The 13,303-nt window shown below is 60.6% G+C and carries 18 protein-coding genes and 1 pseudogene; 6 read left to right on the forward strand and 13 right to left on the reverse strand.

The genetic code is table 11. The features are described from left to right. Positions 1-14 precede the first annotated feature (14 nt). The 6 genes from GobsT_RS24740 to GobsT_RS24765 are packed head-to-tail and all read right to left on the reverse strand — an operon-like array spanning position 15 to position 2,135. Positions 15-485: a hypothetical protein gene (locus tag GobsT_RS24740; RefSeq protein ID WP_148087861.1), complete on the reverse strand. Its 471-nt coding sequence runs from the start codon at positions 483-485 to the stop codon at positions 15-17. 2 nt (positions 486-487) lie between these two features. Continuing rightward, entirely contained in the window at positions 488-964 is a 477-nt protein-coding gene (locus GobsT_RS24745; RefSeq protein WP_010033448.1) for a hypothetical protein, read from the reverse strand. Beyond that, positions 957-1,214 carry a hypothetical protein gene (locus GobsT_RS24750; protein ID WP_010033446.1) on the reverse strand — a complete coding sequence of 86 codons (258 nt, stop codon included), beginning with the start codon at positions 1,212-1,214 and terminating at the stop codon, positions 957-959. Before GobsT_RS24750 ends, GobsT_RS24745 begins: the two co-directional genes overlap by 8 nt. A 59-nt stretch (positions 1,215-1,273) precedes the next feature. Then, positions 1,274-1,480, reverse strand: a complete 207-nt coding sequence (locus GobsT_RS24755) for a hypothetical protein (protein ID WP_010033444.1) — start codon at positions 1,478-1,480, stop codon at positions 1,274-1,276. Next, the gene (locus tag GobsT_RS24760; protein ID WP_010033442.1) at positions 1,477-1,875 is read right to left on the reverse strand and encodes a phage protein; all 399 of its coding nucleotides are present in this window, start codon (positions 1,873-1,875) and stop codon (positions 1,477-1,479) included. The genes GobsT_RS24755 and GobsT_RS24760 overlap by 4 nt, the downstream gene beginning before the upstream one ends. Continuing rightward, entirely contained in the window at positions 1,872-2,135 is a 264-nt protein-coding gene (locus tag GobsT_RS24765; RefSeq protein WP_197905145.1) for a hypothetical protein, read from the reverse strand. The genes GobsT_RS24760 and GobsT_RS24765 overlap by 4 nt, the downstream gene beginning before the upstream one ends. 396 nt (positions 2,136-2,531) lie before the next feature. Between GobsT_RS24765 and GobsT_RS24770 the strand changes: the two genes are divergently transcribed. Further along, positions 2,532-3,293, forward strand: coding sequence for a hypothetical protein (locus GobsT_RS24770; RefSeq protein ID WP_148087862.1), 762 nt, complete (start codon positions 2,532-2,534; stop codon positions 3,291-3,293). A gap of 109 nt (positions 3,294-3,402) precedes the next feature. On the opposite strand, the gene GobsT_RS24775 is transcribed toward GobsT_RS24770, so the two are convergent. The 7 genes and pseudogenes from GobsT_RS24775 to GobsT_RS24805 all read right to left on the reverse strand — a co-directional run bounded on the left by GobsT_RS24775 (position 3,403) and on the right by GobsT_RS24805 (position 8,408). After that, the gene (locus GobsT_RS24775) at positions 3,403-3,957 is read right to left on the reverse strand and encodes a hypothetical protein (RefSeq protein ID WP_010033437.1); all 555 of its coding nucleotides are present in this window, start codon (positions 3,955-3,957) and stop codon (positions 3,403-3,405) included. 172 nt (positions 3,958-4,129) lie between these two features. Further along, positions 4,130-5,258 (reverse strand): IS3 family transposase gene (locus tag GobsT_RS24780; protein ID WP_417936319.1). Its coding sequence is split into 2 segments (ribosomal slippage): positions 4,130-4,978 and positions 4,980-5,258, totalling 1,128 coding nucleotides; the frame shifts between segments, so codons are not numbered across the junction. Positions 5,259-5,318: 60 nt separating this feature from the next. Continuing rightward, complete coding sequence (locus GobsT_RS24785) at positions 5,319-5,642, reverse strand: hypothetical protein (protein ID WP_148087863.1); 324 nt, start codon at positions 5,640-5,642, stop codon at positions 5,319-5,321. A 276-nt stretch (positions 5,643-5,918) separates the two neighbouring features. Further along, on the reverse strand, positions 5,919-6,440 hold the full coding sequence (locus GobsT_RS41230; RefSeq protein WP_010033428.1) for an NUMOD4 motif-containing HNH endonuclease: 522 nt from the start codon (positions 6,438-6,440) through the stop codon (positions 5,919-5,921). Positions 6,441-6,769: 329 nt separating this feature from the next. Further along, entirely contained in the window at positions 6,770-7,447 is a 678-nt protein-coding gene (locus GobsT_RS24795) for an alpha/beta hydrolase family protein (RefSeq protein ID WP_010033426.1), read from the reverse strand. Between the two features lie 187 nt (positions 7,448-7,634). Further along, positions 7,635-8,024, reverse strand: a pseudogene (locus tag GobsT_RS41235) ((R)-mandelonitrile lyase). A gap of 3 nt (positions 8,025-8,027) precedes the next feature. Continuing rightward, positions 8,028-8,408: a VOC family protein gene (locus GobsT_RS24805; RefSeq protein WP_010033416.1), complete on the reverse strand. Its 381-nt coding sequence runs from the start codon at positions 8,406-8,408 to the stop codon at positions 8,028-8,030. Between the two features lie 730 nt (positions 8,409-9,138). Here GobsT_RS24805 and GobsT_RS24810 point away from each other — a divergent pair. From GobsT_RS24810 to GobsT_RS24830, 5 genes are all read left to right on the forward strand, one after another. Then, a complete protein-coding gene (locus tag GobsT_RS24810; RefSeq protein WP_010033412.1) occupies positions 9,139-10,215 on the forward strand; it encodes a sulfite oxidase in 1,077 nt (358 codons plus the stop codon). Positions 10,216-10,277: 62 nt separating this feature from the next. Beyond that, positions 10,278-10,661: a DUF2147 domain-containing protein gene (locus tag GobsT_RS24815; protein WP_010033411.1), complete on the forward strand. Its 384-nt coding sequence runs from the start codon at positions 10,278-10,280 to the stop codon at positions 10,659-10,661. A 300-nt stretch (positions 10,662-10,961) separates the two neighbouring features. Further along, entirely contained in the window at positions 10,962-11,321 is a 360-nt protein-coding gene (locus GobsT_RS24820) for a hypothetical protein (protein WP_010033408.1), read from the forward strand. Positions 11,322-11,406: 85 nt separating this feature from the next. Beyond that, positions 11,407-11,739, forward strand: coding sequence for a hypothetical protein (locus GobsT_RS24825; protein WP_010033407.1), 333 nt, complete (start codon positions 11,407-11,409; stop codon positions 11,737-11,739). Next, a complete protein-coding gene (locus GobsT_RS24830; protein WP_010033406.1) occupies positions 11,736-13,205 on the forward strand; it encodes a DNA cytosine methyltransferase in 1,470 nt (489 codons plus the stop codon). Before GobsT_RS24825 ends, GobsT_RS24830 begins: the two co-directional genes overlap by 4 nt. The last annotated feature ends 98 nt before the right edge of the window (positions 13,206-13,303 follow it).

A 13,303-nucleotide genomic window follows, 5' to 3' on the forward strand; every position in this document is an offset into this window, starting at 1 on the left:
GGCAGAGCGACTACTCATTCCCCTGTCGCGGCATATTGGAAGGCGGCAATGGCAATGCGAGCCTCCGGTTGGTACTCACCCCAGTGTCGAGAGGCGTAGGTCTCGGCGTCGTTGTAATCGCCTCGCTGCCTCTGCCGGTAGTCTTCGGCTGCAAGTGCTCGGGCGACTCGCTCCACCTTCGCCCCATGTGCTGACTGCTGTGCTTTCCTCACGGATTCACGCACCGCCTCCCACGTTAAAGGGCTGCAATTCCAGCCAAGTGCTTTGGCTTCCTCGTAAGAATTTGGCAGCCCCTCATTTGGTGCTGGGGGCTTGAGGGCGGGGAGGAGTGCAAGAGCTTTGGCTGCCTGAGTTCCGTCTCGTGTGGTGGACAAAGTGCTTCCAACGTTGCCAGAAATCTCGGTGCGTGAAACCGTAATCGCGGTGGCCCCAGCGTAGAACTCCAACACCTTCTTCACTTGCTCGTATGCTTCCGTGCGATCCATGCTCAGCCCTCCTGCTTTGGTGCTGCCGCAAGCATCGCTCGATAAGCCTCTTTCTGGCTTTCAAAGCGTCCAAATCGGAGATCAGTGCTAACGCGCTCCATGTTTCGGTCAATCACGTCGAAGTACGCCTTCTGCATCTCCAGCGTGATTTCCTCCGGCACCAGGCGAAACCCCGGCGGCTGAGATAGGATGGGCAGGATGTCCAGGGCCGCTTTGGCTTCAGCGTGGAACTGGATCAAGTCGTAGTCGTCTGGGTCTGAGCTTTCCTGCTTGCAGAAGGCGGCACGAATCGCTACCGCCACCCGCTCCACCATCTCATCCGTGGCACCCGTAGCAGGCTGGTTCAGGAGAGCGAGAGCTTGTGCTTCAGTGAGTGCGATACGCCCAGAGTCCTTGTGGTGCCAGTATTCTGCCCCGAGAGCATTCCGATGGAATTTCCATCCGGCAGCTTCCAAAAGCGATTCGGTATGTTCAGTCATGGCTGATTCCTTTCAGTGGTTTGGTGGAGGCCTTCTGCTCGCTGCGGTAGATCAGCCACGCCATCGGTACGGGCGGCAGGAAGAACCATGCGGCAGCTTTAAGAAGTTCGCCTTCGAGCAGATAGCAACCCGCGATAACGCCGCCGATTCCGGGGAGGAAGGGGATACCCGAGAACAGCCCCCACGGGAGCACGAGAAGGATGAGGTAGATACGGGTAATGGCTACATGTGCGCTCGGGGCTTTATGCATGACTGATTCCTTTCAGTTTGCGGTTGGAGGCACAAGCCGCGAGAAGTGCGTGGCCGGACTCATGGAGCCGCCTTCGTGCGGTTGGTCTTGTCCGACATCGATTCCGGAATCACGCAATCCGCCAGGCCGATGTTGTGGGTCAGGCAGAAGCGGTAGAACTCTGTGTCGCTGATGTTGGGACGAGTCAGGCCATAAGCCGCCGATGCTAATCCGGTAAGCAGTACGAATCCCGCAACGGCTCCCGCTGCAAAATCACTCTTGCTCATTCCGTGCCCTCCTGCTTCCGGGCTGCGGGGAGAGGCATCCAGTGGGTTGCTGATTGCGTTGTGGCGGAACCGTGGCCATCCATTCCATCGTCGTAGATAATCCAAACCGTACCATGCTTGTTCACTGAGCCAGTTACAACAGGGCACTGAAGGAGCGAGGGCACGAACAGGAGAATCTCCGTGCCATCCCTCGGCGCGCTTTCGATTGGCAGCCACTGCTGCGTAAGTGCAGGGAGAGACGCACGAGCGGCCACCACCTTCTTGAACGCGGCTTCGAGTTCTTCCGACTGCCACCCACCGCTATCCGAGCCACGGTCGCAGACCTCCTCAAACGCAAGGATTGAATCGAGGGCATCTGCCACCATTCTGACGGTATCTTCAAACGCGGCCTTCATGCCTTCGCCCTTTCGGCCAGCATGGCGTCGGCCAAGTCGTATGCTGCCGAAGCAAAAGCTTCTGATACCGACACGCCCAGTTCATTGGCGGTTGACTTGATAAAGTTTGTGGTATTGCGCTGCATAATCGGCGCTAGTGCCGCCGCCGCAAAGTAATCGCGGAGCGTCATGCCGTGTTCAGGCCAACAGAACTGGTCATTGGGCAAGCCGGACATGCCCGGAATTGGAAATGCTTGGGGGTTCTCTAGCTTACCGCTCACGTCACCTCTCTACCCGCTCCTCGGTGTAGCAGCCGCATGATTACAGCGACGTACCCGGCGGCAGCTACACGGAGAAGCGGAAGGGAAAGGTTGTACGTCGCAGAAGTGACCGTGCCACAGCTCGGCGGTTCGCGCAAGCGGTTTCTTCGGACACGGGTCGCAAGGCGTGCAGGCGGCTGCTGGAAACATCGTCCCCGTATCCCTACAGTTTAGTTGGTGCCCGTGTCAGCATAACGTGTGCTGGTGGTTTGCCCGATGCCGGTCCTGCCAGCACCCAATTTTCGGTGTGCCGCCACCCTGTTGCCCCATCGACATGGCGGCGAACCTTTAGCAGTGATCCGTTCGGGCAGGGACTCAAGGAATCCGGCAAATTCCCAAGCTAGAAAAGAGGGCGCGATGTCGTTCGCCGTTCTTAATCCAGCGACAGCCGCATTCTACAAGCTCGCCGCCGTGGATTCGATCTTGAAGCCGCCGGCCGCTGGCACCCAAGCCGCGCATCTCGTCGATATGCGAGACCGCCTGAACCGCTTCCCAAGCGCCCCTCCAGATCGCCCAGCCCATATAGACACAGAACTTCCCCTCCGCCGCAGCTTGCGGAAGATCGTACGTGGCGAGAATCTTCTTGAAGCGGCATTGCTATGGGATCCGCCTTCTGCTGGGGCGAGCGACACTGATGCCAAAAAAATCACCTCTGGGCGTCGAGGCCTCCAATGGAAGCTCGTGATGGCCTACGGAGGATTCGAATTGTTAGCCAAGGCGGTCTTGAACCGTACCAAGCAAGGGCTGGGGCCTAACGATTTTACCGATCTTGTCGGGGCTTGTGTATTGCCAGCGTTCAACCAGATAACTGTGCCGGCTTTGACGCAGCAGCAGTGGGATGACTGGTTTGATGGAATGGCGGCGCCTGACGACTACCTTGATTTTCTCGGCGTCGATGGTGGAGACAAAAACGCACTTCAATCTTGGCTTCGCGATGGCATTGCGGTCACCACCTGGCCAGGCTGTATATCACTAGCGAAAGCATTGCGAAACCCAATCGCACACGGCTCACTCTCTCCGCGCAAGGTCAACGAGTGGAAGCTAACTGAAGCTATCAAGCGGCTTCCCAGCGATCTCGCGGTTATCGCCGCAGCCGCCTTGACGTGCCTCACCCTCTGATGCTCTTTACCGTTGGCTTTGCCCCGCTTCCAAGTGCCGACCAGTTTGGTGGCGTCGTGCGGGGCTTCTTTGGGCGATGGCCGGCGTGTGCTCGCTTCGCTGACGAACTTCACACCGTCCAGTCCAGCGCCACAAGCCCGATCACCAATTCCGAGATGGCTTCGCGGATCGCGGTGATTGCGTGAGCGGGAAGCTGATCGTGCAGGGAGATCGAGATGAGCCCCTCGTGCCGAAAGGCCGTGGTCTGCTCCCGCGCCTGATCGAAAAGCTCCTCGACATCCTCGACCAGTTCCGCGTTCTCCCCGCTGAGACCCATCGACCTGGCGCTGAAGGAGATCTGCAACTGGTAGTGCGGGAGCTTCTTCTTGTCCCAGTGCTGAACGAGAACGTAGAAGACGAAGATCGGTTTCGATCGGTCGGGGTGGCGGATTTTGAAGATCGCATCCATCCCCTTTAGCTCTGATTCCTGCCTGCCTTCAATGAACGTCTCGACGCCCCACGCCGTGCGCTGCTCTTCCGAGAGCCACCATTGGGCAAGGTCGTCGAGTTGCTGGCCACCTGTAGCTACTTCCGCAGGCTTGCAAAGCAGACACCGATCCGGCTGATCGAGCGCCAAGAGATGCGGGATGTTTACAGGTTGGTTGACTTCCAAGACCGCATCCATCTGATCGTCCTCACGGTGGCAACTTCGGCTCCGAAAGCTCAAGCTACTCGCCCCTTCGTTTCGCCGCAACGTGCCTCACGCCTTATCGAGGCACGCGTCCACCACCCAGCACCCTCTCACGTGCGGTCTACAGTGGACCCCATTGTCTAGACCAAAAAGTTGCTATCCTTCGCTACTGTTTCGTCGGGGCCTTCGTGGCTCCGACGCCATACACCTGAGCCGGGGTGCGGTAGTCCAGGGACTGGTGTAACCGCTCGGTGTTGTAGAACCCGAAGTACGCCCGGAGCCCACTCTCCAGGGCCGGCACCGACTCGTAACCCTTGAGGTACACGTCCTCGTACTTGACGCTCCGCCACAGGCGCTCCACGAACACGTTGTCCAGGCACCGGCCCCGCCCGTCCATGCTCACCGCGACCCCGGCCCGCTCCAATCGCCCGACCCACGCGGCGGCCGTGAACTGGACTCCCTGGTCCGTGTTGAACACCTCCGGCTTGCCCCGGCCCAAGGCCTCCTCCAGCATGTCCTGGCAGAATGACCCGTCCAACGTGTTGGACAGTCGCCAGGCCACCACGTACCGGCTGAACCAGTCCATCGTTGCGGCCAGGTACATGAACCCGGTGGGCATCGGGATGTACGTGATGTCCGTGCTCCACACCTGATGGACCCGGTCGATGGCCACGCCCCGCAACAGGTACGGGTACACCTTGTGCCCGGACCCGACCGACAGCTTGGGCTTGGGGTACAGGGCCTCCAACCCCATGATCCGCAACAGCCGCTGCACCCGCTTGCGGTTCACCTCGTGGCCCTGGGTGCCCAGCCACGCGGCCAGGCGCCGGCTCCCGTAGAACGGGCACGTCGTGTACTGCTCGTCGATCAACCGCATCAGCGTCAGGTTCTCCGCGCTCTCCGGGGTCGGCTCGTAGTACACCGTCGAGCGGTTCAATCCGATCAGCTCGCACTGGCGCCGGACGCTCAGCTCCGGGTGCTCGGCCTCGATCCGGGCACGCTTGGCCTCAGCCGAGGGCGGCCGATTTTTTTTTCACCCAGTCGAGTTCCACCTTGAGGCGGCCGATCTGCTCGTACAACTCGGTCGTCTTGTCTTCCGGGGGGCCGGTGCCCTTCGCCCCCGAGGCGAACACGGCCTCGGCCCCGGTGAGCAACTGCTTCTTCCACCCATGAATCAGGGTCGGGTGGACGCCGTGCTGACTCGCCAGTTCGTTGATGGTCTTGTCGCCCTTGAGGGCCGCCAGCGCGACCTGGGCCTTGAACGCCGCCGAGTGACTCTTCCGCTTGCCCGCCATGGGTTCCCCTTTCCTGGGCCTCCGGTATAGCTTAACCGGCGGTCCAGTTTTCGGGGTCCACTATAGTCCTTCTCCCCGGCAGTGCGTCAGAATCGCTTCGTCCGCGCATCCCGCATCCTGGAGGGCGTCAGCCAGGATCGGCATCGCGGAGAAGTCCTTGCAGTCGTACATCGCTTGCGCGAGTGCAAGGACGGTATCGGTCCGCCACTCGGGGAGGAACTCGCACGGGGTGAGGATCTCAGCAACGACGTCGAGGTATTCCGGGCCGTCGGGCGTGTCGTCGAGCGGTGATGACGGAGGCGGTAGCTTCCACTCCTGCATTCCTTGGTTCTCGGCAACCAGCGTTACGGTTGAGCCGTCTTCCAGTGTGATAACTTCGGGCAATGCATATTCAGTTGTCAGGGCGATGGTTGTTGGTGGAAGGTCTTCTTCTTCGATTACAGCAGCACGGACCTCATGGGGGACAAGGCACCACATGGAACGGATGCACGCACACGCCAGAAGGCGGAGCTTGCGGGGAGACGCATCCGGTAGGAGATGGAGGGACATGGGTACAGCATGACCGCGAGATGGGAGGGAAGCAAGGGGCGAGTCCTGCGGACCGGGCTCTTCCGCGACTGCGCTTACGCTGCGGTCCTGCGGACGCCTTCGGGAATGGATTCAGAGAACGTGTTTCCAAGTCAGACCGAGCCAAAGACTCCGAACAGTGCCTCCGGAGACGCCAAATCGCGTAGCAAGCTGATCTGAGGTCGCTGTGCCTTTCAGGGAACGCAGTTCCCGAACTTGCTGATGCGTCAACTTCGGGATGCCATTAGAACGAAGGCCGTTCGCCACGGCGTGGAGAAAATTCTCGTAGTGAGTCGCGTACTCAAGATTATTCGGCGCGTTATTTGTTTTATCGCCGTCTTTGTGGTTGATTGTAGCCCCGTTGGGGCGTGGGCCAATAAATGCAGCGCAGACGGCGCCGTGCGCAGTAAGGTTGTACACCTCGCCTTCGCAGGTCAGCCTGAAACACAAATAGCCCTTGTGGTTTGTGGCAGGTTTTAGCACCCTTCCTGCTGGGCACCCACCGGCGGCTTTGATCCTCCGGATTCTCCCTAGGTTTGACACCTGATGTGTTGACTCAAGGCCTGGTAGTGATCTCCATTCTTCTGTTGCGAATTTCGCATCCTTCTGTATCATTTCACCTCCATCGTAAAGCAATGGAGAGAATAACCCTTGTGTGAAAACGCGCAAGGGTTTTCTTTTGCGATCCGGCTGCGCCGTCGGTTCCCCTCCACGCTCGCTGGCGATCGGTCGCGAGCGACTGCCTGCGACACGCTCCGGTCAACCTATCGCGGCTGTTGCACGAGCAGTGCAGGTGTGGCACTGTCGGGGCGCTGCGGCGACGCTGAAAGCAGAAGCGAGTGTCCAATGAAACGAGGCGATTAGGGCCGTCCTCGCGTAGAAATGCGTAACATTGGCTGGAAAACCCCTTACCTAGCCGGAGTTGCGCCCGGTCCGCAGCACTCTCAAGTCCTTTCAAAACTGGCCGCCCAATCGCGGACGACGCGGGCCATCTCGACGAATACATCCTCGTTACTGGCTCGGGTCTTCTTGAGAACCTTGTAACCGTGGTCTGCCGTGTCGAGTTCGTGCAGCGTTGCGCGGCTTCCGAGTTTCTGCACTACCGGTTTCAGCAGGCTCATCTCCGCGAGTTCATCCCGCGTACCGCTCAGGAAGAGCATCGGGACGGAGACCTGTGCGAGGTGATCCGCACGCTTCGTTTCGGGCTTGCCCGCCAGGTGGAGCGGGAAGGAAAAGAAGACGAGGCCTGCCACGCCTTCCAGCGGTGATTCAGAAGCCGCCGTGGACGTCATCCGCCCGCTAAACGAATGGCCGCCCGCCAGGAGGGGAAGGTTGGGAGCAGTTTTGTGCGCTGCTTCTATGGCCGAGCGAATCGTTTGCGTGCAGACGGCTTGTCCGTCCCGGCCCTTGCCGTGCTCCGAGTAGGGGAAATTGTACCGGAACGTCGCGATGCCCACCTCGGCCAGTCGCTCGGCGATCGACCGCAGCGTGGCGTGCCGCATGTTCGTGCTGGCCCCGTGGCCGAGGACAAGCAGGTGCGTCGCGTCATTGGGGTGGATCAGCAGAGCGGAGACTTCGCCCTTTTCCGGTGTGGCGAGGAATCGCTGTTCCTTTTCGTTCATGGCTGCTCTTGGGACTTTTGCTTGTTGCACGAAGGCGGCGGGTGCGCTACGGTCGGGGTTGCTGCGGCACCCCTGTAAGGGGCATTGCCAACCCTGCTTCGATGACGCCAGAAGGACGCGTAACCCTGCGGCTACAGAGCGAAGATGGCGAGGCAAGCGTGTAGGTGTGAGCCCTCCCCGCAGCACCTCACACCCGATACTGCTCGTCGCTGACCTGCTCCAGCCACTCTGCCGTCTTCCCGTCGAGCTTCTCCTGGATGGCGATGTGCGTCATCGCGGACGTTTCCGTTGCTCCGTGCCAGTGCTTTTCACCCGGTGGGAACCAGATCACGTCGCCGGTTCGGAGTTCTTCTTTCGGGCCACCCCAGCGTTGTGCCCAGCCGGTTCCAGCCGTCACAATTAGGGTCTGACCGAGGGGGTGGGTGTGCTAGGCTGTCCGTGCCCCAGGCTCGAACGTCACGCTGGCGCTCACGGCACGGGCAGGTTCCGGGGCTTCGATCAGCGGCTCGATATGCACGGTTCCGGTGAAGTAATTCTCCGGGCCGGGGTTCGAGGTACGGTTTCGCTTGATGTCCATGGTTCACTCCACCTTCGTTGCGATCCACCACGTCGTGCCGCCCGCGTCCTTGACCCCGCCGCGCTTGTCCGGGTCGTCCTTCTTTGTGGGCTCCTGAACGGCTGTGGCTCCCGCTTCCAGAGCGAGCTTGAACGTGGCGTCGACGTCTTCAACATACACGTGGACGTGGGCGGGGATCGGAGGCCAGCCTTCCGCACCGTCCGCGATCATCACTACCGTGTCGCCGATTTGTACCTCGGAGTGCATGATCCGGCCATCTTCGCCCGGGAAGCGGCGGATCTCGGTTGCGTCGAAGACGCGGGTGAGGAACTCGATGGTTGTGCTTGCACCGCTCACGATCAGGTACGGGGAGACCGTGGTGTAGCCGTCGGGTTTGAAGGGCATGGAAACCTCATGGTTCGGGTGAGGTTCCCTATCGCAGAAATGCGGTCGATGTGCGAGCTGAGTTGGTTGACTTCCCGATGCGCGCAGGAACGGGCCGCGGATACATTCCCGCAGCCCTGTTCGCAGGTTAGGTTTTGGGTTGTGAAACGACCGGCTCCCGTCAACTATCCGGGGCGTGCGGGAGGGCCTCTCTGGGCACAATGTGCGGTGGGACAGAGTAGCTAAGGAGCTGCGTGTGCATCGCATGGCCTCCTGGGTCTCGGGCGGTAGGTCCGAAGTGTCGCCCGACATACGGATTCTACGCAGATGTCGCGTCGGAACGCAACTGCGAAGTTAGATTCTGGGGGAGAGAAAACCCTTCAAAAAGCAGGGCTTGGGAGAGAGGGTCGTGATCAGACGTTGTCGTCACAGTGAGGGCAGCCGTCATCGGTCAGGCGGGTCAGGTCGTCGTGATCCACCGTGATGGGAGCTTGCATCCTTGAGCCCTCAGTGTGTTTTGGATGCGAGTGGTAAAGCAGCGAGTGTGCCATGTCAGGGTCCGGATCTTTTTCGAGTTTTCTTGAGTGGGTTTTGGGGCGCAATCGGTGGTTTCTTTCGCGCTTCTTCTGAATGGGGATACCGCTTCGGCAGGCTGGGGCGTTCCGTGAAGGTGGGCGGGGTGCAATTTGTTCTTTTCGGTGGGTACGAAGTACATTGTCGTTGTAAACGTGGAAAACCTTACCGGTGGCGTATGAGCGAAGCTGTCTCGATCAGTGCCTCGCGGTCTGGGCTGATCATCCGTGAGAAGGAACCGGCGAATCTGGAGTTCCCGTTCGCTTCGCTCACCCCCGTCACCCCAACCAACGAGTTCTTCGTCCGCACGCACTTTCCCATTCCGGCGATCTCTGCGAAGGACTGGACGCTGACCGTCGACGGGGAGGTCGAGCAGGAGCTGGTCCTGACGTATGACGACCTGCTCCGTTTGCCCTCGGTAACCGCTCCCGTTCTGCTGGAATGCGCGGGCAACGGCCGGGCGCAGCTCGTTCCGAAGGCCAAGGGGCTGTTGTGGGACACCGGAGCCGTTGGCACCGCGGAATGGACCGGGGTGCCCCTCTCGGCCGTGCTGGAAAAGGCCGGGGTGAAGAAGGGTGCCGTCGACGTCATCCTCCAGGGAGCGGACAAAGGGGAGGTCGACGATCCAAAGTCTCCGGGAGTGGTTCACTTCGAGCGGAGCCTGCCACTGGCGAAGGCGATGCGGCCCGAGGTGTTCCTGGCTTACAAGATGAACGGGAAGGATCTGACGCCGGACCACGGTTTTCCGGTACGCGCCATCGTCGGCGGGTGGTACGGGATGGCCTCGGTGAAGTGGCTGACGCACGTGACCGTTACAGCGGCACCGTTCGAGGGGTTCTGGCAGTCACTGGAGTACGCTTACTGGAAGCGTGAGCGTGAGCGGCCCACGCTGACCGCCGTCACCGAGGTTCAGGTAAAAGCTCAGATCGCCCGCCCGGCGCTGTCTGAAGCCGTTCCTGGAGGGAAGCCGTACCGGGTGTTCGGGGCAGCGTGGAGCGGTGAGTCGGACGTGGTCAGGGTGGAGGTCAGCACGGACGGGAAGACGTGGTCGGAGGCCACGCTGCTGGGTGAATCGGTGCCGTTTGCGTGGCGGCTGTGGGCGTTCCAGTGGAACGTTCCCGAAGCCACCGGGCAGTACAGGGTGATGGCCCGGGCCACCGACACGAAGGGTCACACACAGCCAGTGAAGCACGACTCGGACCGACGGACCTACATGATCAACTTTGCTTTCGCTGTTGAGGTCGAGGTGGTGTGATCGGAGGGCACTACAATCGCCCCTGGCGGTCCACGCCGGACGGCCACTTCTCGGAGGCGACCATGAAGGCGATCATCTCTGCAGTGCTGGTTCTCGGGTTGGGCAGTTTCGCTCGGGCGGAGGACAAAGCGAACCCGGTGGGGACGTGGAAGTGCGAGTATTCCATTGGGGATCAGAAGCGGACGGCCGAGCTGGTGGTCACGAAGGACGGGGACAAGTTAGCCGGGGTGATGAACTGGCCGGATCAGAAGGACGTGAAGGTCAAGGATCTGAAGTTCAAGGACGGGGAGCTCTCGTTCTCTGCGGTACGGAAGTTCATGGATAACGAGATCGCCATCGACTACAAGCTGAAGGTTGAAGGGGACAAGATCAAGGGGAAGGCTGCGACCGAGTTCGGTGGTGAGAAGCGTGAGTTCGACATCGAAGGGAAGCGGGAGAAGAAGTAAGGGCGATCCCCTGCGGGGCCGGGCTTTCCACAGCTCCGCGTTCGCTTCGGCCGCTCCGCGGCTGCCTCCGGCACCATTCCAATCCCTATCGCAAGTACAGGGGACGCCGTCCCCTCTCCGCTTCAACCCCGCCTTCGGCCCTTCGGCTCCGCTCCTGGAATCTTCCCCGGCCTGCGGCCTCCTCGCGAAACAAGATTCCCTCCGCTCCGGGGGTGTTCCGCTCCCACCCCTGCGTTCGCCACGTGGCAGAAGGTATCGCCGCTTCGCTGCGACACCTTCAGAACCACAAAGGAGCACATCATGACCATTTCCCCGCCACTCACCTACTGCCAGCTCATTACCGAAGCCAACCGCCTCGCACTCCGCATCCGGAGGCTGCACGAAGCACTCGAAGCCGACCCGCTTCTGGAAGGCCCGAACGGCGAAGACAGCGAGTTCGATCAAATGGAACTCGTCGGACTTGAACAGCAGCTTTACGGCATCGGGTCGGTTCTCGAGCTTCTCGGACACACTCCGAACGCTTTCGTGAACCCCGAAGCAATGGACGCACTCCGCGGAGTGGTCAGGAAGGCAGCGGGTCTTGAGCAAGAGCCGTGGGCGGCGGTGATTCTGGATCGGGTCGAGCCGGCTCCGCAGTTCAACGAAGTGATTGCGAAGTAACTCGCACCGTGCTACGAATGCGGGGCGACGTTATGAGGACGCCGCCCCTTTACAACCGCTGACTACATGGAAGGAAACCAGCGATATGACCGACATCAAAGACACAACTGCGACCAAAAAGCAAGCGATCAAACCTACAGCGGAAGCCGAAGCCTTGGCCGATGCGATCTTGCGTGCCGCCGGGAGTGGGCTGCACTTCTACAGCATGGCGAAGACGCGAGACGCGATTCTCATCGCTGCTCAGCAAGGGCTGGACGCTGGCCGAGCGAGATTGCTGGCGGCGCTCGAAATCCTAGCCGAACAGGCTGATGAAGATTGTCCGGCGGAATATCGCAGCGATCATTTCAGAGAGGCTCTCAATGAGGCCTTCGCCGCTATCGAAGAAGTCGCAAACGAATCCTCGGCGAGGCCTGCGTGAGGTACGGTTCAGTCTGCTCTGGAATAGAAGCAGCAACTGCGGCTTGGCATCCTCTCGGCTGGCAGCCCATCTTCTTCAGCGAAATCGACAACTTTCCTCGTGCCGTTCTGGCACACCATTACCCCCACACGCCATGCCACGGCGACTTCACCACTATCGGAAAGGACACCTATGACCCAATTGACCTTCTTGTCGGCGGAACCCCCTGTCAATCCTTCTCAGTCGCAGGCCTTCGCAAAGGACTTGCTGACGAGCGAGGCAACCTCACACTTGAGTTTGTTCGGCTGGCTCAGAGGCTTCAGCCCCGCTGGCTGGTTTGGGAAAATGTTCCCGGTGTCCTGTCACAAGACCGAGGACGGGCGTTTGGCTCCTTCCTCGGAGGGCTGGCGGAACTCGGGTATGGGTTCGCCTACCGGGTTCTTGACGCTCAACATTTCGGAGTGCCTCAGCGACGCAGGCGTGTGTTCGTTGTCGGATATCTTGGAGACTGGCGACCTGCCGCAACGGTACTTTTTGAGCGCGAAGGCTTGCTCAGGGATATTACGCCGCGCAGGGAAGCGGGGAAAAGCCCTACCGGAACCCTTAGCGCGAGCGCTGGAAGAAGTCGCGGAGCGGGAACCGATCACGCCATGATCGCACCTCCTGTTGGCTTCGAGACCGGGCCGCAGGGTGGTGGTTTCAGTGACCTTGCCCCAACGCTCGATACCCGGTGCAAGGACGGCCCAATCCGCAACCAGCTTGGCATGGGGGTTGTCCATCCGCAACACGGAGACGCGATTGCTAGCGCGTTGCGAAGACGGAATCAGAGCCGAGGCGTAGACAGCGACTGCACCGACACCCTGATTGCCCATTCCTTGCGAGGCGAAGGCTTCGACGCGAGCGAGGACGGGACTGGGCGAGGAACACCTCTGGCTCCAGTCGCCTTCGACACCGCTCAACTCACCAGCAAGTCCAACCGAAGTAACCCCCAGCAGGGTGACCCATGCCACACACTGCACAGCGGGAACACGCATCACGTAGCCATTCCGATCAACATGCAGGCCGCCGCGAAGAACGGCAAGAAGTCGCCCAACGGTTATGGGGTCGGCGAACCGGGTGATCCGGCCCCAACGCTCGGGGCAAACGATCAGCATGCCGTCGCATGCTTCAAGGGCGGCCAAGGTTCGCAGGCTCGAAGCGTCGGTTATTCTGAGCATTTGGCACCCACACTACCGAGCGCCGATAGCGGCAGCAACCGCACCCCAACCTTGATGCAGGGCATGTCTGTCCGTCGCCTCACTCCCCGCGAATGCGAGCGACTTCAGGGATTTCCCGATGACTACACGCTCGTGCCGTACAGGGGCAAGCCAGCGGCAGACGGCCCACGTTATAAGGCTCTCGGCAATTCGATGGCTGTCCCCGTAATGCGCTGGATTGGCGAACGTATCCAGATGGTTGAGCGGCTTCGGCCGGAAGAAGCGGAATAACGAAACGGGGCGGGTTCAGGAGCCCGCCCCTCAGTTGACTGGCTAACTCAGGGGTGGGGCGGCCGCCGCGCTCGCTCCGCTCGCTTAACCAAAAGGTC

Origin of the sequence: Gemmata obscuriglobus (assembly GCF_008065095.1) — a bacterium.
GTDB classification, from domain to species: domain Bacteria; phylum Planctomycetota; class Planctomycetia; order Gemmatales; family Gemmataceae; genus Gemmata; species Gemmata obscuriglobus.